Genomic DNA, 19,196 nt, shown 5'->3' with positions numbered 1-19,196 from the left:
CTAAACGCTCCGGCGCTGTCTGACCACTTCGTACATGAACACGCCCGCAGCAACGGAGGCATTCAGCGAATTAAGCTGGCCCTGCATCGGAAGCTTCACCAGAAAATCGCATTTTTCTTTGATGAGGCGGCCAATGCCTTTGCCTTCATTGCCGATGACGACAGCGAGCGGCATGTCGAATTTCATCGAATAAATTTCCTGCTTGGCGCTGACATCCGTACCCGCTATCCATATGCCTTCTTCCTTCAGCCGATCAATCGTTTGTGCCAGGTTCGTCACGCGTGCAACAGGCACATATTCAGCCGCTCCCGCCGATGTTTTGGAGACGGTTGCTGTCAGTCCAACCGCACGGCGCTTCGGAATAATAACGCCATGAACGCCAGTACATTCGGCTGTCCGCAAAATAGAGCCCAAATTATGAGGGTCCTCAATTTCATCCAGCAGCAAAATAAAAGGCGTTTCATTACGGCTGCGCGCCGCTTCTAATATTTCTTCAATCTCGGCGTAGCGAAATGCTGCCGCCTGCGCAATAACGCCCTGATGCTGCACGCCTTCGGCCATGCCATCGAGCTTCCTTTTATCGACAAATTGCACGATAATTCCGCTCTTTTTCGCCTCTGCCGTAATCGGCTGCGTCATGCTCTTCTGGGCGCCTTCGGCGATCCAAATTTTATTGATTTCACGCCCGGAACGAAGCGCCTCCAGTACGGGATGCTTGCCAGCAATAATTTCATCTTGCGGGTTAGTTTCAGTCATTATTCGCCCTCCTTTGTTTTCTTGGCTGCGGCGGAAGGAGCGGCTGGCTGTGCCGGCCGTTCCTCTCCGTCTTCTCTTGCTGCAATCGCACAGGCGAATAACTCATGCAAGCGCTGAATGCGGCCTTCATAATATAAATACCCAACGAGACATTCAAGCGCGGTAGCTTGACGGTAATCGGCGGGGTCAGCATTTTTAGGTGGCGCACCGGATTTCGTATTGCGCCCGCGCCGCACCACATCTGCCTCTTCCTCCGTCAGCAGCGGCTGCCAGTGCTCCAGCAAAATCCGCCGCTGCGCTTTTGCCGAAACGATCCCCGTCGCTTCGCGGTGCAGATGATGCGGCTTATGGTTCGGCAGGGACACCAAATATTGACGTACCAGCAGCTCGAACACACTGTCGCCAACATAGGCGAGCACAACGGGGTTCAGCAGGTTTGTTTTTTTCGAAGGCGAGTAAAACAATAAGTCGTTCGCTAAAGCCTCGCTGTTATGCGGCTCACTCATAGGCGGCGCCAACGGATGCCTTGCGGCGTATCCTCAAGAGCGATGCCTTTCTCTGTCAGCAAATCGCGAATTTCGTCCGCTCTAGCCCAATTTTTCGACTGGCGCGCTTCCGTTCTTTCGACAATCAGCTGTTCGATTTCCTCATCAAGCAGATCCGCTTCGGCAGATTGTGGCGGGATTAGGCCAAGCACCTCGTCCATTTGCTCCAGCACATCCAGGAAAGCCTGCACGCCCTCGATGCCCACATCTGTGCGGTTCAAATATTGATTCGCCTCGCCAACCAGATCAAAGACAGCGGTAATCGCATCCGGCGTATTGAAATCATCTTCCATTTTCGCCTCAAACACGCTCATAATTTCCGCCAAGCGAGCATCAAGCTCGAACGCCGCAGCTCCCGTCTGCCCCTCGCTCTCCAGCACTTGCAGACGATGACGCAAATTGGACACGCTGTTCGCGATGCGCTCCACGCTGTTTGCCGCTTGCTTTAGCGCTTCTTCGTTGAAGTTAAGCGGACTGCGATAATGTCCAGACAAAATAAAATAACGAATCGCTTGCGGCTTCACCTGCTTCACCAGCTCATGCACCGCAATACCATTGCCCAGCGATTTGGAAATTTTCACATTGTCAATGTTAATATAGCCGTTATGCATCCAATAATTCGCCAGCGGTTTGCCCGTCAATGCTTCCGACTGTGCGACCTCGCACTCATGATGCGGGAACTGCAGGTCCTGTCCGCCGCCATGAATATCGAGCGTGTCCCCGAGATGCTTGCGCGCCATTGCCGAGCATTCGATATGCCAGCCTGGACGGCCCGGTCCCCACGGCGTTTCCCAGAAAATCTCGCCCGGCTTTGCGCCTTTCCACAGCACAAAATCCTTAGGACTCTCCTTGCGATCGCCTACTTCAATCCGGATGCCGAATTGCAGCTCCTCCAGATTTTGATGAGACAGCTTGCCGTATTCCTCGAACTTGGCAGTGCGGAAATAAATATCGCCTTCGCTCTCATAAGCAATGTCCTTGTCCAGCAGGCCTTGAATAAAATCGACGATTTCCGTAATATGCTCCGTTACGCGTGGGTTCAGTGTTGCCTTATGCACGGCAAGCGCTTCGAGATCCGCATTGAATGCCGCGATAAATGTCTCCGCCACTTCTGGAACCGTAGATCCCAGCTCCTCCGCTTTGCGGATCATCTTATCATCCACGTCCGTAAAGTTGACGACATAATTCACCTCATAGCCTGTGCTCTCCAAATACCGCCGAACGACATCGAAGAAAATAAACGGCCTTGCATTTCCAACGTGAATATAATCGTATACCGTCGGCCCGCATACGTACATTTTAACTTTCCCTGGCTCCTGCGATTCAAAAGCTTCCTTCGTGCGGGTCAATGTATTATACAGATGTAGCGTCATTTTCGAAAATCCCCTCCATTTACAGGCTCCCTGAGCTCTCTCAAATCTGTTTTCAAACGATCAATTTCATTTTGCATATCCCGCAGCATTTCAATGACCGGGTCAGGCAGCTGGTTGTGCTCCAGTCTATCCTTCACCCGCTCGCCATTTCGTTTCACCACTCTGCCGGGGTTGCCAACAACCGTACAATTAGGCGGCACCTCGCGCAGCACAACCGCATTCGAGCCTACATTTGAATTATCGCCAATTTTGAACGATCCCAGCACCTTCGAGCCCGAACCAATGACGACATTGTTGCCAATGGTCGGATGGCGCTTGCCCTTCTCCTTGCCCGTTCCGCCAAGCGTAACCCCCTGATAAATGACGACATCATTGCCAATTTCGCATGTTTCGCCGATGACAATGCCCATACCGTGGTCAATAAACAGCCGCTCGCCGATCGTGGCCCCTGGATGAATTTCAATGCCCGTCATAAAACGACTGAATTGGGATATGATACGCGCAACCGTAAACCATTTGTGACGAAAAAAATAATGCGCCGCCCGATGCGCCCAAATCGCATGCAGGCCGGAATAAGTGAAGACGACCTCAAATCGACTTCTGGCGGCCGGATCATTTTCAAATACCGCTTCAATATCTGAACGAATATGGCGAAACATCAGCTTATCTCCTCTCAAGCCAGCAGGCCGCTGCCCCTCTTGGAGACTGCGACGAAATGAAGTACCGCTAATTTCCTCGCAGCTCCTTAGTCCTGCCTTGCTGGCTGCCGGATGTCCATATAAAAAAGCCCCCACAGCATTTGCATGCTGCAGAGGCGTGTGTTCAATCGCGGTCCCACTCTGCTTGAACAGCCTGACTGCGTATCTGCGCCGCATCTGCAAGCTTCGGCATCCCTGCCTTCGCCCGCTTCTACTCACGGCTGCCAGATAGCTCGGTTGCTATCCATCTCAAAGCCTTTAACGCAGGCCTACGTTGCCGCCTACCCCGCAAGCGCCTCGCCTGCTGCCTTTGAACGAAGCTTCCTTCGATTCAAAAAACAACTGCTCGGCCATACGGCTCGGAACAAAGCTCCCAGGTGCAATTTTCCGCCCGCCGAATTAGACAACTTGCAGCTACATTGTCCAATAGCCGCACTAGTCCGGCCTGGATGCAATGACGGTTGTCCTCTCTGCAAATCCAGCAAAACGTACTTTTCCTGTTCATAGCTTGTTAATTGTAAACTTCCTAATAGTAGCCCTAGTATACCCAATCCACCCTTATGTGACAAGAGGCATTGTGCCTTGGCGTAACCGTATGGTGAAAAAGAGTACGCCCAGCGCGAATACCCGCGCCGGGACCTGCTCCCCGTGCAGCGAGCCTAGCGGCCCAATCGCTCGTTCAGCCTCGCGATCACTTTCGCATGGCCAAGCAGCACGATGGATTGGTTCAAGTCCGGGCCATGAGTCTGGCCGGTCAAAGCGGCGCGGATAGGCATAAACAGCTGTTTGCCTTTGAAGCCGGTATCCTTTTGCACCGTTTTAATGGAAGCCTTCACGCTGCCTTCATCAAATGCCTCTGCTGGCGTCGCTTCAACTTGCGCAAGGAAGGCAGCAAGCACGACCGGCACCTGCTCTTCTGCAAGCACAGTCGTCGCTTCTTCTTCATCCTGGGCAGCCTCTTGGAAGAACAGCTCCGTATGCGGAACGATTTCCGCTGCATAACGCAGCTTGTCCTGATACAACGCCACGAGATTGCTCACCCAGGCGCGGCCAGCTTCATCCAACTGCTCAGATACGCGGCCTGCCTTAACCAAATGCGGCAGACACATCTCGACGACGCGTGCTAAATCTGTTTTTTTCAAATATTCATTGTTCATCCAACTCAGCTTCTGTGTATCGAATACAGCCGGACTTTTGCTGAGTCGCTCAGCATTAAATACTTCAACCAATTGCTCACGCGTGAAAATCTCCTGCTCGCCTTCTGGCGACCAGCCGAGCAGCGAAATAAAGTTGAACATCGCCTCGGGTAAATATCCTAGCGAATCGTATTGCTCAATGAACTGGATGATCGACTCATCGCGCTTGCTGAGCTTTTTGCGATTCTCGTTAACGATCAGCGTCATATGACCAAAGCGAGGCGGCTCCCAGCCAAATGCTTCATAAATCATCAATTGGCGCGGCGTATTGGAAATATGGTCCTCGCCCCGCAGGACGTGGCTAATTTTCATCAGGTGGTCATCCAGCGCAACGGCAAAGTTGTACGTCGGGATGCCATCTTTTTTCACAATGACAAAATCGCCTGTTTCCGCCGTATCAAAGCTGATTTCACCTTTTACGACATCATCAAATTTATAGATGCGGCCTTCCGGCACGCGGAAACGAATGCTTGGCACGCGGCCTTCCGCCTCGAAGGCTGTGCGCTGCTCATCCGACAGATTGCGATGAAGTCCGGAATAACGCGGCGTTTCGCCCCGAGCTGTTTGCTCCTCGCGCTCACGCTCCAGCTCCTCCTCGGTGCAGTAGCAGCGGTAGGCCAAGCCGCGATCCAGCAGGTCCTGCCAATACTTTTCGTAAATATCAAGACGCTCCGTCTGACGGTAAGGGCCGTAGTCGCCGCCAACGTCTATGCTTTCATCCCAATCAATGCCGAGCCATTTCAAATAAGTGAGCTGGCTTTCTTCTCCGCCGGCAATATTGCGCTTCACATCCGTATCTTCGATGCGGATAATAAACTTTCCGCCCAAGTTGCGGGCAAACAAATAATTGAATAAGGCCGTTCTTGCATTGCCAATATGCAGATGCCCCGTCGGCGACGGTGCATAGCGTACGCGAATTTCTTGTGTCATTGCTTAATTGCCCCTCCCTAGTCGCTTGTAGCCTTGCGCTTTTTGTACTGGAAATGATAATAAGTATGGTGAAAAAGAGTCTGCGCTGCGCGAAAAGAGCTTGCCTCCGATCGCCATTACCCTTAAGTTTCCTCAATTTAACCGACTCAGCCGTTGAAACTTAAGGGTAAAAGCATAAGCTTACGATGCTGCTTTCCTACGGAAAACTTTAAGCGAACGCTATCGCTTCTCCAGCAACCCCTTTTCCCTCCACTACGACTTTTTCACCATACTTCTTACATCCTTGCAGTAAATCAGCTATTGCTAAGCTTTCCTTCAAAAAACCAGCTGCGTTTCCAAATTATTTAACCTTCGCCTTACCTTAAACAAAATGCTTTTGCTATATCTTCAGCAAAATACTTTAGATAAACCATCAGCTGGAGCGGAGTGGGCAGAATGATTCTGGAGAAGCGCAGGGCATTGTGACGAAATAACCTCCGCTAAATTGCTGGCAAAGATCACAAAACCATTGATACTTTGCCAGCAAAAGCGGGAACTAATTTCATCGCAAGCCCAGAGCGTTCGCCTTTGCCCCTGAATTTATACTACTAGGCAGTCTAATTCAACTAAATTCAGGGGCAACAGCGATCGTAAGAACATTCTGTCCACGTAGCGGCAAAAACGAAGTTGCCCTGCCCAGTTCATTCCGTTCCCCTCACACCAGCGCCCAAAAATTATTGCGATTATATCACATCTTTAATCAGGCAAACAACGGATTGCGCCGCGATTCCTTCGCCCCGTCCGGGGAAGCCGAGCTGCTCCGTCGTCGTTGCCTTCACATTCACCTGGGATACATCAGCCTCCAAGGCTCCTGCGATAATTTCCGCCATTTGCGGAATATAAGGCAGCATTTTGGGACGCTGCGCAATAATCGTCGAGTCAATGTTGCCGAGCTTATAGCCGCGCTCCTTGACGAGTCCCCAAATATGTACAAGCAGCTTCAAGCTGTCCGCATCCTTGAACTCAGGGTCCGTATCGGGAAAATGCTTCCCGATATCCCCAAGCGCCAATGCGCCTAGAATCGCATCGGTAATCGCATGCAGCAGCACGTCAGCATCGGAATGCCCTAGCAGCCCTTTTTCATATGGAATAGTTACACCGCCGATAATGCACGGCCTGCCTTCTACCAATTGATGAACGTCAAAGCCTTGTCCTACACGAATCATAGTCAGCCTTCCCCTCTCCCCCGCTTTGCGAGCAAAAACTCCGCCCATGGCAAATCCTCAGGCGTCGTAATTTTTATATTTGTATAATCGCCTTCCGCTACGGCAACCGGTACACCCATTCGCTCGACGACCATCGCATCGTCCGTCCCCAGAAAGCCCTCTTCATGGGCCTGCTCATGCGCACGTACAAGCAGTTCACGACGAAAAGCCTGCGGCGTTTGAATCGCCCACAAGCTTCGGCGGTCAGGCGTCGATACGATCAAGCCGTTATCGCCCACCTGTTTAATCGTATCCTTCACAGGCACTGCCAGCACGGCCGCACCCACACGCTCCGCCACGGAGCAGCAGGCGCCGACCGCAGCAGCCGTCACAAGCGGCCGCACGCCATCATGCACCATGACCCACTCCACAGCAGGCGAAAGTGCCTGAATGCCGTTGTACACCGAATGCTGCCTTTCGCTGCCGCCTGCAACAACCGCCTTCACCTTGCCGATGCCGAAACGGCTGACCAGCTCTTCTACGCGACCCACATCATCAGCGCCGACAACGACGACAATTTCAGCAAGATCATCAAGCGCAGCGAACAGCTCAAGCGTATGTACAACAATCGGCTTGCCCTGCATTTCCAGGTACTGCTTGCTTTCTTTTGTCCCCATTCGCGAACCGCGTCCGGCCGCAACGACGACAACTCCCCATTTTGCCCCCATGTCGTATTCCCCTCAAATCTCTGTGCCGGTATTGTATCCCCTCTATCATACCTTTTTTACTGCGCTTTTTCCAACAGCTTCGGCTTGGCGAAAATCATCCTTCCCGCTGACGTTTGCAGCACGCTCGTTACAAGCACTTCCATCGTTGTGCCGATGTATTCGCGTCCACCTTCCACAACAATCATCGTGCCATCGTCGAGATAAGCGACACCTTGTCCATGCTCCTTGCCGTCCTTAATGACCTGCACAATAATTTCTTCACCCGGCAGAACAACGGGCTTCACGGCATTCGCCAAATCGTTAATGTTCAAGACGGATACCCCTTGCAGCTCGCACACCTTATTCAGGTTAAAATCATTCGTCACCACTTTGCCGTGCAGCGCCTTCGCCAGCTTCACCAGCTTGCTGTCCACCTCGCTGATTTCCTCAAAATCTCCTTCATAGATAAGCACGCGCACATCAAGCTCCTTCTGGATTTTATTCAAAATATCCAGCCCGCGACGACCGCGGTTGCGCTTGAGCAAGTCCGAAGAATCGGCAATATGCTGCAGCTCCTCCAGTACAAATTCAGGAATGACCAGCGTTCCCTCAATAAAACCAGTTTTGCAAATGTCAGCGATCCGCCCATCAATAATAACGCTCGTATCCAAAATCTTATGCTCCTCGAACCCGCTCGTCTCATCAATAGCAGGCGCCGCTTTGCGCTGGTTCCACAGCTCGATTAGCTTTTCAGTCAGCTCATCCCGCTTGTTCCAGGCAATGCGCACGCCCAAATAGCCGAAGAATAGAGCCATAATGGCCGGCAGCATAACGCCTACGCCTCCAATGTCTGACACCGCCGGATACAGCAGCACCGACAGCAGCAGCCCTACGAACAATCCGGCTGCACCAGCAAGCAAATCCTTAACCGGCATAGCCGAAGTCTGCTCCGCTCCACGCTGCATTAAACGAATGAGCGGATTTGCCGCCACGGTCGCGAGAATGACCCCGCACAATGCGCCAATTCCGACATTCATGTAATAAGTGCCGGAATGCTCAAGCATCCCAATAGATGGCTCAGCCCATAATCCCGATAAACTAGTCATGCTGTGAAGCTCGCGTCCTGCCATTGCACCTAACATTATTCCAATTAATTGAATGATACGTCTTACCATATTCATCCACCTCCATTACAATTATGTTCCAATTGGGAACACTCTAACCGTCAAAGGTGAATGATTTTTCATTTTGAAATGCGGACCAAGTAAGCTTATAATGGAAAATAAGATCAGAAGTTGCTAAAGTTGATGAAAGAGGTGTAACCGATGAGCGCACCAACATTGGATCAATTTCAACAGCAAGTATCCGAGTTACTGCTAAGGCATCGGAGCCTGCTGGATGTGATGTCAAAGTTCGGGCAGGCTGGAACATCCGTCAATCGCGCAGTAACGAAAGCCGTGACCGACTGCGGCTGCATTGAGCTTGCGGCCCGCAAGCAGCATTATTCCGATGAACCGAACCTGAAGAGCGCGAAAGAAACGCTGCAAAGCCACCTTTCTGGCGAGCTATGCGAGAACTGCCGCGATGTGCTTAAGGCTGATCTCGGACGCAATCTGTTCTACATGACCGCGATGTGCAATCTGCTGGATATCCAGTTGAATGAAGTCATCGCTGATGAGTATGACAAATGCTCAACGCTCGGCCTATTTAATTTAACGTAAAGCGAATGCCTGCAAAGCCATTGCTACCTCCACATAATGATGCAAGATGCACAAGCTTAAACAGCGTTGCCGCCCTTTGGCGACAAGCCCCTTTCCACAAAAAAAAGCTGCAAACCACGTTTACATGGTTTGCAGCTTTTTTGATGTTTTTTGTTTGTTTATGAAAAATGCTCCTGCCCTAACTGCACACTAGGCTGTCGTTTCCGACTGCACCTGCTCCTCGCTCAGCTCCGCATGCTTGTTTTTACGTCTGCGCGGCTTAATGCGCCGATCAACGTTTTTTTTTAAGCCCCACAGCGCGTATAGCAAAAGAGGGATGAAAATCAGCTTCGACAAATATTGATTGAACCAAATACCGATAACGAGCGAGAACACAACGATAATCGGCACGACCCAAATCGCGCTCTTCGGAATGCCAAATTTCTTGAAATTCGGGTAACGGACGGTACTCACCATAAGAATGGAAAGAGCGAGCGTGCTAATTAACAGCACAATAACCGAAATATCATTTTTGAACAGGGCCAGCGTTGCCAAAACTCCACCAGCTGCTGGAATCGGCAGACCAATGAAATAACCGCTCGGCGTCTTCGTTACAACATTAAATCTTGCCAGGCGCAAAGCTCCGCAAATCGGGAACAACGCGGTAATAATCCAAGCCACTGCTGTATTTAGATCCTGAAAAGCGACGACATACATAATGAACGCCGGAGCTACTCCGAAGGAAATAACATCGGATAACGAATCAAGCTCCTTGCCAAATTCGCTCTGTGCATTAAGTGCACGTGCCACTCTGCCATCCACGCCATCTAGCAGCATCGCGATAATAACCATCATCGCTGCAAATTCAGGTTTCTCATTAAACACCATAATAATGGCGATTACGCCAAGAAACAAATTCCCCACCGTGAAAAGGCTCGGTATTGACTTTATAATCATCTGTTCCACCTCTTCTCTACTATGCCCTAAGACCAAACACAAATGTATGATGATTGGGCGGTTCACATTCCATCAATTGTATGGGATTTAGATTTGCCTGTCAATGAACATTTGATCCTGGATCCGTTTCAAACCTTCCTTGATCGCCCTTGCCCGAACTTCCCCAATTCCGTCCACATCATCAAGCTCACCGATCGTCGCCATCATAATATGAGGCAGTCTAGCGAAGCGCTCGACCAGATTATTCATAATAATGAGCGGCAAACGCGGGATTTTGTTCAGCAGACGATAGCCGCGCGGTGAAATGGATTCTTCCGCCATAGACGCGGTATGCGGATATCCGAGCAGCCGGATAATCGGAGAAGCGTCCAACAGTTCATCCGAGCTGAGCTTTTTCATCGCCAGCCGGATTTCCCGAATTTTTTCATCTGAATTATCTTTCGCATAATCCTTAAGCAAATACCAAGCATCTTCATCCACACCATCGACCAGCTCTTCCAGCTGCATTGCAATGAGGCGTCCTTCCGTTCCCAGCTCGGTCACATAACGCTTGATTTCCATTTTGACACGCAGCACCATCTCTACACGCTGCACGACATGAGCAACCTCCTGTAAGGTTACCAGCTCTTCGAACTCAAGTACGGACAGATTTTTGAACGATTGGCCCAGCACCGCCTTATATTTCTCCAGCGTCTGAATCGCCTGATTCGCTTTTGTCAAAATGTTGCCCATTTCCTTGAGCGCATACCGCAAATTACCTTGATATAGCGTAATAATATTTCGGCGCTGCGATATGGAGACGACGAGCTTGCCCGTCTGTTTGCCTACCCGCTCTGCGGTACGGTGGCGGATTCCCGTCTCGATCGACGGAATGGAGCTGTTCGGAATAAGCTGAGTGTTGGCATACAAAATCCGCCGCATATCCTCGCTCAAAATAATGGCGCCATCCATCTTCGCAAGCTCATACAAATAGTTGGGCGAGAAGTCGCAATTGATGGAAAAACCTCCATCCACAACTTCCATTACCTCAGGACTGTATCCGACAACGATCAATGCCCCAGTCTTCGCCCGCAGCACGTTCTCTAAGCCGTCACGGAACGGGGTACCGGGCGCGACTAGCTGCAAAAGCTGGTTCATCGTTTCTAGCTGGCTCTGTTCCTTCATCATCTTCCCCCTATCCTAGTGCTGCCGAGAGCGCTTCCGCTACGGTGTTTACACCAATAATCTCAATGGATGCCGGCGGCTTCCAGCCCTTCAGGCTTTTCTCCGGCATAATAACTCGTTTGAAGCCCAGCTTCTCGGCTTCCTTTACCCGCTGCTCGGCCCGCGAAACGGCACGCACCTCGCCTGTCAAACCAACTTCCCCAAACACAACGTCGTAAGGTCTCGTTGGTGCATCCCGAAAGCTGGAAGCGAGACATACCGCTGCTGCTAAATCAACTGCCGGCTCATCCAGCTTAATGCCGCCTGCGACATTCAAGTAAGCATCCTGCGTCTGGAGAAACATGCCGTTGCGCTTCTCAAGCACAGCAATGATCAGCGCCATGCGATGATGGTCAAGCCCGGCCGTCATGCGGCGCGGCGATGGGAAATTGGTCGTCGCCACCAGCGCCTGCAATTCCACTAATACAGGACGAGTCCCCTCCATGCTGGCAACAACAATAGAACCTGCTACCCCAAGCGGGCGCTCTGATAAAAATAGCTCAGAAGGGTTCAGCACCTCACGCAAGCCTTCCTCGCCCATTTCGAAAATACCGATCTCATTCGTTGACCCAAACCGGTTTTTCACCGCGCGCAGCAGCCTGTAGGTGTGATGGCGCTCTCCTTCAAAATAAAGCACGCAATCTACCATATGCTCCAGCATCCGCGGTCCGGCAATGGCGCCTTCCTTCGTCACATGCCCGACCAGCACCGTTGCAATCCCTTTGATTTTGGCAACTCGCATAAAATGCGCTGTGCATTCACGAACCTGGGACACGCTGCCCGGCGCAGATTGCACCCCTGGATCATAAACCGTCTGGATCGAGTCAATAACGAGAAAATCGGGGTCCACCGATTCAATCGCCTCGTTAATATGATCCATGTTCGTTTCGCAAAGCACATACAAGGATTCCGTCAGCGCACCAAGCCGATCCGCTCTTAGTCTCGTTTGCCGCACCGACTCCTCACCCGAAATATAGAGAACCTTCAATCCCTTCGTTGCCAGTGCATGCGAGGTTTGCAGCAGCAGCGTGGATTTTCCGATACCGGGGTCGCCCCCTACCAGCAAAAGGGAGCCCGGCACAACGCCTCCGCCAAGTACGCGGTTCAGCTCCTTCAAGCTCGTTTCAATGCGCGGTTCCTTCCCGCTCTCTATATGTATGATCGATTGTGGCTTTTCTTTCGTTTGCGCAACACGCAAACCGACTCCCTGCGTCTTGACAACGGTTTCCTTCTCTTCAATCATGGAATTCCATGACTGGCACCCTGGGCATTTGCCCATCCACTTTGGCGACTCTGTTCCACATTCATTGCATACGAATTTCGTTTTTATTTTTGCCATGTCCGGCTCCTTTTACTAAAAAACACTATCATTCAAAGTTTACCATTTAATGTGGATTGTATAAACCCCTACTTCCTTATACAACAAGAAAGTTCCCTGTCATCCACAAGAGGAGGAAGGGAACTTTCTGTAAAAAGCAACCTATGCACGCTATCCTTTAAGCTTGGATAACCGCTTGCCGCGCTACAATAACGCGATGCGTTGAAAGCTGGGAACCCAGCATAATAACTTCATTTTGCTGACCTTGGCAGCCCTCGCCTGCTTTCGTTTGACGATGAGCATGTGTCTGACGGAAGGAGTCGCTGTTGACCCAGCCTTCAAACGACGCTTTATTTTCCCATGTTGTGCCGACTCTCAGCTCATCATAATCCACCAAGTTTTCCGTAAGCAGCACTTCCATCCGGATAAAGCCGGGCGAAAGCTCAATTCCCTTCGTATGCTGGAACCGCTCAGCTACGGCTTCGCCGTGCCCTTTTTTAACTTTAATGGTGTTCGTGACCACGATCATGATGTTACTCCTCCTATCAAGCCTGAAGGCTTTCCAAATAAGCATAAACGCAGCGCGATTCCTCGCCACCCATCTTGGCATGAACGATGAGCGGAATTCCATGCGGGCCAATGGCATCTTTCGCCGAGGGGTCGTCACTTAAGATCGCATGAACCACTTCCAGCTTGCCTAACATTGCGGCCGCAAAAAGATCAAGTCTTGCTCCACGCTCCAGCAAATACAGGGCAATGTCTCTTCGCCCAACATGTGCGGCCGCACCTAGCGCATTTTCCCAATCACCATCGCCCCAATCACAGGAAGCGTGCAGCAGCTCCGGCTCTTCACTCAGCATTTGCTTTACCTTGTCAAAATCCATATGCGCTGCTCTAACGAACTGCTTAATATATTCATTTGATAAATATGACGCCTCTTCAGCCGTTATTCTGGCAGCATTCAAACCCATACTTATTACCGCCTTCCGTCATCTATTCCGTACTTCATCTTTGTATATGAAAGAGTTTATCTTTAAAGTATCGCCCACTCTTTATAAGATACACGATAATGATTCTCATTGTCAACGAAAAGAACAGAGAACGCCAGCTCAACGCATAAAAAAGCTTCCAGAATCCGCCATGTTCACGGTTCCTGGAAGCTTTCTTTTATTGTGCCAAGCTGCTTAGAGCTGGCTAGCCGAATGTGCTGATAAGCTATGATCAGCTGTGCAGTATCCTAACTTTACATTTATGATTTAGCTGCCGGCTCTTCGGACGCTTTCTCCAAATCAAGAGGCTCGGATTTCGTTACCGTCAAGGCGCCATCTTTCTCATCAATCGTGAAGCGGTCGCCTTTTTGAATGTTGCCAACGAGCAGTTCCTCGGACAAACGGTCTTCGATATGCTTCTGAATCGCACGACGCAATGGACGTGCACCATACTGCGGATCGAAACCTTCTTTCGCCAGGAACGCCTTCGCCGTATCGGTCAGCAAGAAGTCTACATCTTGCTCACGCAGGCGTTTGCGCAGATCGTCGGACATCAGTGTTACGATTTCGGCGATATGCTCCTGCTCCAGCGAGTGGAACACGATCGTTTCGTCAATCCGGTTCAGGAACTCTGGACGGAAGCTCTTTTTGAGCTCAGCCATTACTTTATCCTTCATTTGGATGAAGTCACGGCCAGCGTCGTGAACAGCAGTGAAGCCCAGCGAAGAGTTCCGTTTAATTTGATCCGCGCCCACATTCGACGTCATAATGATCAGCGTATTGCGGAAATCGACTACACGGCCTTTAGAGTCAGTCAGACGGCCATCTTCCAGTACTTGCAGCAAAATGTTGAATACTTCTGGATGGGCTTTCTCAATCTCATCGAGCAATACAACCGAATACGGCTTGCGGCGTACTTTCTCGGTCAATTGACCGCCTTCCTCATAACCAACATATCCCGGAGGCGCCCCAACGAGACGGGAGGTCGAATGCTTCTCCATATACTCCGACATATCGATGCGGATAATCGCATTTTCATCGCCGAACATCGCTTCTGCAAGCGCACGGGCAAGCTCGGTTTTACCAACACCGGTTGGACCGAGAAAAATGAACGAACCCATCGGACGCTTCGGATCCTTCAGGCCAGCACGAGCACGGCGCATAGCGCGCGATACCGCTTTGACTGCTTCCTCCTGACCGATGACACGGCCGTGAAGAATGGATTCCATTTTCAGCAGACGCTCGGTTTCTTCCTCTGCCAGCTTGCTTACCGGAATGCCGGTCCAGCTCGCTACAACCTGTGCAATATCCTCAGGTGTGACTTCGGAATCGGTACGTCCTTGTTTTTCTTTCCATTGATTTTTCGTAATATCCAGCTCTTCGCGCATCTTTTGCTCGGTATCGCGAAGCGCAGCCGCTTTCTCAAACTCCTGGCTTTGAACAGCGGAGTCTTTCTCCTTGCGGATATCCTCCAGACGGTTTTCCAGCTGCTTGAGGTTTGGCGGAATTGTATATGAGTTGAGGCGTACTTTGGAGCCCGCTTCATCAATCAGGTCGATCGCTTTATCCGGCAGGAAACGATCCGTAATGTAACGATCGGACAGCTTAACCGCTTGAATAATCGCTTCATCCGTAATTTTCACCCGGTGATGGGCTTCATAACGATCACGCAGGCCGTACAAAATTTGTACCGCTTCTTCCGGCGAAGGCTGATCAACCGTAATCGGTTGGAAACGGCGCTCCAGCGCAGCATCCTTCTCGATGTATTTGCGGTATTCATCCAGCGTAGTCGCACCGATACATTGCAGCTCGCCGCGTGCTAGCGCCGGCTTCAAAATATTCGAAGCATCAATCGCGCCCTCAGCCCCACCTGCACCGATTAGCGTATGGAGCTCATCGATGAACAAGATGATATTGCCGGCTTGGCGGATTTCATCCATAATTTTTTTCAGACGGTCCTCAAACTCGCCGCGGTATTTCGTACCAGCTACGACAGAGCCCATATCGAGCGTCATTACACGTTTGTCGCGCAGCGTTTCCGGAATTTCGTTCGCAATAATTTTTTGCGCCAGTCCTTCGGCAATTGCCGTTTTACCAACGCCGGGTTCCCCGATCAGAACCGGATTGTTTTTCGTCCGGCGGCTAAGCACTTGAATAACGCGCTCAATTTCCTTGCTGCGGCCGATAACCGGGTCGAGATTGCCTTCTTTTGCAAAGGAGGTCAAGTCGCGGGCAAGTCCGTCCAGCGTTGGCGTGCTCACATTAGATGGAGCGCCATGGTTGCTGGAGATTGCTTCGCTGCTGCCGAGCAATTGCAGCACTTGCTGACGTGCTTTATTCAAGCTGATGCCGAGGTTGTTCAGCACGCGGGCTGCCACACCTTCACCTTCACGAATGAGTCCGAGCAAAATATGCTCTGTACCCACATACGTATGTCCAAGCTTTCTCGCTTCATCCATAGACAGCTCAATGACCTTTTTCGCACGTGGCGTATAGGCAATATTAGTAGGCTGCTCCTGGCCTCTACCGATCAAAGCTTCAACCTCATCCTGAATTTTCTCCAAGCCTAGGCCAAGTCCAATCAGCGCTTTCGCGGCGATGCCTTCCCCTTCACGAATCAATCCGAGCAAAATATGCTCTGTACCAATATTATTATGTCCAAGACGAACTGCTTCCTCCTGCGCCAATGCAAGCACCTTCTGTGCCCGTTCTGTAAATCTTCCGAACATCATCGTTACGCACCCCCATGTTCCATTTGACTTCGCAACTGCTTGCGAATAAGTTCTGCCCGGCGATAATCCCGCTGTTCTGCATTCATCGTTTCCTTAAATACTTGCTGCAAGAAGCCTGGCTGTGTCATAATCATTAATTCATTCATGACTTGAGGCGTTATATTATCCAGCAATCCCAGATCAACGCCCAATCGGACATCTGAAAGCCGCTGTGCCGCTTCCTTCGTATCCATAATAGCCGCATAGGATAAAATCCCATAGGACCGCTTTACTCTATCTTCAATGCGCAGCTTTGACTCTGCCAGCAGCCGTATTCGAGCTGCTTTCTCATGTTCAATAATTTGTTTGGCTACGCTGTACAAGTTGTCAATAATTTCTGACTCGGATTGGCCAAGTGTAATTTGGTTCGAGATTTGAAACACATTGCCAAGCGCTTCGCTGCCTTCCCCATACAATCCGCGAACCGCGAGTCCTACCTGCGTGACCGCCTGCAAAATCCGATTGATTTGCGATGATAGCACGAGTGCCGGCAAATGCACCATAATGGATACGCGAATGCCTGTTCCAACGTTGGTCGGGCATGTCGTTAAATAACCGCGTTTCTCATCAAAGGCATATTCGGTCTCCGCTTCAAAAATATCATCGATCCGATTCGCCAGCGTCCAAGCTTCCTGAATTTGAAAACCCGGATACAGACATTGAATTCGCAGATGGTCTTCTTCATTAATCATAATGCTCACCGATTCATTATCGCTGAGAATGAAGGCTCCGCCTCGAGATTCATTAGCCAGATTAGGGCTAATCAAATGCTTTTCGACCAACACACGCTTCTCCAGCTCTGTAAGATCGGATAACACGATGGTATCAAAATGGCCGATAGGCTCAAGCTTTCCAGATGCCCCTATAGCAGCCAGCTGCTCCATAACCTCAAGCGACTGCTCCTTCGTAGCGAGCAATGGAAACGGATGATGGTTTAAATTTCTGGCGATGCGTATTCGGCTGCTGATGACGATATCTGACTCGGGACCATCCCCTTTCATCCAATCGCTTAACGCTTGCTCTGAAAAACGATGACTCTTCAAGAGGTATCCTCCTTACTTCACGACTTACAGCTCTGCTATTTTACGCTCAAGTTCACGAATGCGATCCCTGATTTGAGCCGCACTTTCAAATTCTTCTTGCTCAATACGATCATACAGCTCGCGTCTGAGCTGATCAAGTTCTCGTTTATTTTGCAATTGTCCTCCGGAGCGTTTCGGAATTTTCCCCGTATGCACCGTACTACCATGTACCCTTTTAAGCAGCGGATCTAACTTATCTGAAAAATGTTTGTAGCAGGCGCTGCAGCCAAAGCGTCCGATCTTGCTGAACTGTGCATAAGTAAATCCGCATTCGTCACAGCGTATGACCGGGCAAGGCTTTGTCCCTGCTGAACCCGATGTTCCAGATGGGTCAAAATCAAGCAGACCCGACAGCAAGCTGTGGATAGAGAAGCCATTCGCAGTTCCCGGAATACCTTCTCCCCGTTCGCGCGCACAAGCTTCACAAATGTGAAACTCCGTCTTCTCTCCACCGACAATCTTCGTAAAATGAAGCGTTGCCGGCTTCTTGCCGCATTCCTGACAAATCAAGACGTATCACCCCTTTCCATGCGCTATACGCACGGTAAAGTTACTTAACCAGAAGCGATATAAGCATCGCTCTCAGTAAACGGGCCCTTAGCTCATCACGCAGCGGCAGCTTGACGGCAATGGTTTCCCGATTAATCGCTGCACGTAGCAGCTGCGCCTCGCGTTTCGTCACTAGCAGCGCTTCTTCAAGCTGATAAATCAGCCCTTCCGCCACGCTCTGCTCCACGCAATCCCCAATCGTCTGCCGAATATGAAACTGAATCGTCTGCAAGGCTGGCAGCTCTACCCGTTGAATCCGGACATAGCCCCCACCTCCACGTTTCGATTCGACCATGTAACCCTTCTCCAGCGTAAAACGCGTACTAATAACATAATTAATCTGGGAAGGGACGCACGAAAATTTCTCAGCCAGCTCATTGCGCTGTATTTCCACCGAGCCTTCCGTACTTTCCTGCAGCATATTCTTTAAATACTGTTCAATGAGATCGGAAATGTTTCGCATATCACCAACCTCCCTGGTTCTGCAAGAGCATAAGCTTACGCTTATTCATATGCAGCTCCAACTGACTTTGACTTTCTTTGACTTTAGCTTTATTATACGCAAAATTCAAGAAAGGTCAAGAGATGGAGTCTTAATTTTCTGACGATTCATCCACAAGCATTTATACACAAGGCTACTACCTAGCATGATGCGAAAAAGCACTAATTATACCCGACTCGCCTAGATCGGTTCTATTTATAAACAGGCTGTGCATAAAAAATGAACGAATGTGCATAACTCATGTTTACATTATGTTCATATAAAGCCGATCGATCTTACCCACATGTGAACAACCGCGCCAATACGGACTTATTCACTCCATAAAAAAATACTATGCACCTCATCCACGGCTGTAGATAAGTTGTGCACAGCATTTTCACTATAAGATAATGTATCAATTTAAAGGACAACAAAAAACCTGCCGCAATGATTGCGACAGGCTTCTCGTGCTTGGCGACGTCCTACTCTCCCAGGACCCTGCGGTCCAAGTACCATCGGCGCTGGAGGGCTTAACGGTCGTGTTCGGGATGGGAACGCGTGGTTCCCCTCCGCCATCGCCACCAAACTGGATTTTTCATTGAATGACTTCCCGAATTAGCTTCGAAAAGATCCAACAATCATCATCAAGGTATTGCTACCCTGAAAACTGGATGCGAAAGACAAAGTCTGAAACTTTAGCGTGTTTGTTAGGATAAGCCCTCGACCGATTAGTATTCGTCAGCTGCACGCATTGCTG

Annotated in this window: 18 protein-coding genes and 1 rRNA gene; 1 reads left to right on the top strand and 18 read right to left on the bottom strand. The window is 50.3% G+C overall.

Annotated features, from left to right (window positions below):
• The 8 genes from rlmB to WH37_RS29305 all read right to left on the bottom strand — a co-directional run bounded on the left by rlmB (position 1) and on the right by WH37_RS29305 (position 8,564).
• Complete coding sequence (gene rlmB / locus WH37_RS29340) at positions 1-756, bottom strand: 23S rRNA (guanosine(2251)-2'-O)-methyltransferase RlmB (protein ID WP_046234205.1); 756 nt, start codon at positions 754-756, stop codon at positions 1-3.
• Positions 756-1,262 carry a Mini-ribonuclease 3 gene (locus WH37_RS29335; RefSeq protein WP_046234204.1) on the bottom strand — a complete coding sequence of 169 codons (507 nt, stop codon included), beginning with the start codon at positions 1,260-1,262 and terminating at the stop codon, positions 756-758. The genes rlmB and WH37_RS29335 overlap by 1 nt, the downstream gene beginning before the upstream one ends.
• The gene (gene cysS / locus WH37_RS29330; RefSeq protein ID WP_046234203.1) at positions 1,259-2,674 is read right to left on the bottom strand and encodes a cysteine--tRNA ligase; all 1,416 of its coding nucleotides are present in this window, start codon (positions 2,672-2,674) and stop codon (positions 1,259-1,261) included. The genes WH37_RS29335 and cysS overlap by 4 nt, the downstream gene beginning before the upstream one ends.
• Complete coding sequence (cysE, locus tag WH37_RS29325) at positions 2,671-3,333, bottom strand: serine O-acetyltransferase (protein WP_046234264.1); 663 nt, start codon at positions 3,331-3,333, stop codon at positions 2,671-2,673. The genes cysS and cysE overlap by 4 nt, the downstream gene beginning before the upstream one ends.
• Positions 3,334-4,031: 698 nt before the next feature.
• A complete protein-coding gene (gene gltX / locus WH37_RS29320) occupies positions 4,032-5,498 on the bottom strand; it encodes a glutamate--tRNA ligase (RefSeq protein ID WP_046234202.1) in 1,467 nt (488 codons plus the stop codon).
• A gap of 722 nt (positions 5,499-6,220) precedes the next feature.
• Positions 6,221-6,703, bottom strand: coding sequence for a 2-C-methyl-D-erythritol 2,4-cyclodiphosphate synthase (gene ispF / locus WH37_RS29315; protein ID WP_046234201.1), 483 nt, complete (start codon positions 6,701-6,703; stop codon positions 6,221-6,223).
• A 2-nt stretch (positions 6,704-6,705) separates the two neighbouring features.
• Positions 6,706-7,410, bottom strand: coding sequence for a 2-C-methyl-D-erythritol 4-phosphate cytidylyltransferase (gene ispD, locus WH37_RS29310; protein ID WP_046234200.1), 705 nt, complete (start codon positions 7,408-7,410; stop codon positions 6,706-6,708).
• 56 nt (positions 7,411-7,466) lie between these two features.
• Positions 7,467-8,564 (bottom strand): PIN/TRAM domain-containing protein, encoded by a 1,098-nt coding sequence (locus WH37_RS29305; protein WP_046234199.1) that lies wholly within the window; start codon positions 8,562-8,564, stop codon positions 7,467-7,469.
• Positions 8,565-8,714: 150 nt separating this feature from the next.
• Here WH37_RS29305 and WH37_RS29300 point away from each other — a divergent pair, with 150 nt between their 5' ends.
• Positions 8,715-9,110, top strand: coding sequence for a hypothetical protein (locus WH37_RS29300; RefSeq protein ID WP_046234198.1), 396 nt, complete (start codon positions 8,715-8,717; stop codon positions 9,108-9,110).
• Positions 9,111-9,299: 189 nt separating this feature from the next.
• Here the strand turns inward: WH37_RS29300 and pssA are convergent, their stop codons facing one another.
• The 10 genes from pssA to rrf form a co-directional block, all read right to left on the bottom strand.
• The gene (gene pssA, locus WH37_RS29295) at positions 9,300-10,046 is read right to left on the bottom strand and encodes a CDP-diacylglycerol--serine O-phosphatidyltransferase (RefSeq protein ID WP_046234197.1); all 747 of its coding nucleotides are present in this window, start codon (positions 10,044-10,046) and stop codon (positions 9,300-9,302) included.
• A gap of 87 nt (positions 10,047-10,133) precedes the next feature.
• Entirely contained in the window at positions 10,134-11,210 is a 1,077-nt protein-coding gene (disA, locus tag WH37_RS29290) for a DNA integrity scanning diadenylate cyclase DisA (protein ID WP_046234196.1), read from the bottom strand.
• A 10-nt stretch (positions 11,211-11,220) separates the two neighbouring features.
• Positions 11,221-12,588, bottom strand: coding sequence for a DNA repair protein RadA (gene radA / locus WH37_RS29285; protein ID WP_046234195.1), 1,368 nt, complete (start codon positions 12,586-12,588; stop codon positions 11,221-11,223).
• Positions 12,589-12,745: 157 nt separating this feature from the next.
• Positions 12,746-13,096: an antibiotic biosynthesis monooxygenase gene (locus tag WH37_RS29280; RefSeq protein ID WP_046234194.1), complete on the bottom strand. Its 351-nt coding sequence runs from the start codon at positions 13,094-13,096 to the stop codon at positions 12,746-12,748.
• Positions 13,097-13,112: 16 nt separating this feature from the next.
• Positions 13,113-13,538, bottom strand: coding sequence for a hypothetical protein (locus WH37_RS29275; protein ID WP_046234193.1), 426 nt, complete (start codon positions 13,536-13,538; stop codon positions 13,113-13,115).
• 278 nt (positions 13,539-13,816) lie between these two features.
• Positions 13,817-16,288, bottom strand: a complete 2,472-nt coding sequence (gene clpC, locus WH37_RS29270) for an ATP-dependent protease ATP-binding subunit ClpC (protein WP_046234192.1) — start codon at positions 16,286-16,288, stop codon at positions 13,817-13,819.
• A 2-nt stretch (positions 16,289-16,290) separates the two neighbouring features.
• Positions 16,291-17,370, bottom strand: a complete 1,080-nt coding sequence (locus WH37_RS29265) for a protein-arginine kinase McsB (RefSeq protein WP_074905004.1) — start codon at positions 17,368-17,370, stop codon at positions 16,291-16,293.
• 24 nt (positions 17,371-17,394) lie between these two features.
• Positions 17,395-17,919: a protein-arginine kinase activator protein McsA gene (locus WH37_RS29260; protein ID WP_046234191.1), complete on the bottom strand. Its 525-nt coding sequence runs from the start codon at positions 17,917-17,919 to the stop codon at positions 17,395-17,397.
• A gap of 40 nt (positions 17,920-17,959) precedes the next feature.
• Positions 17,960-18,421, bottom strand: a complete 462-nt coding sequence (locus WH37_RS29255; RefSeq protein ID WP_046234190.1) for a CtsR family transcriptional regulator — start codon at positions 18,419-18,421, stop codon at positions 17,960-17,962.
• A gap of 487 nt (positions 18,422-18,908) precedes the next feature.
• Positions 18,909-19,025 (bottom strand): 5S ribosomal RNA (gene rrf, locus WH37_RS29250).
• Positions 19,026-19,196: the final 171 nt, after the last annotated feature.

It is taken from the genome of Paenibacillus algorifonticola, from assembly GCF_000971975.1.
Taxonomy (GTDB): Bacteria; Bacillota; Bacilli; order Paenibacillales; family Paenibacillaceae; genus Pristimantibacillus; species Pristimantibacillus algorifonticola.
Note: the sequence above shows the minus strand (reverse complement) of the source record. Positions and strands in the feature narration are given on the sequence as shown.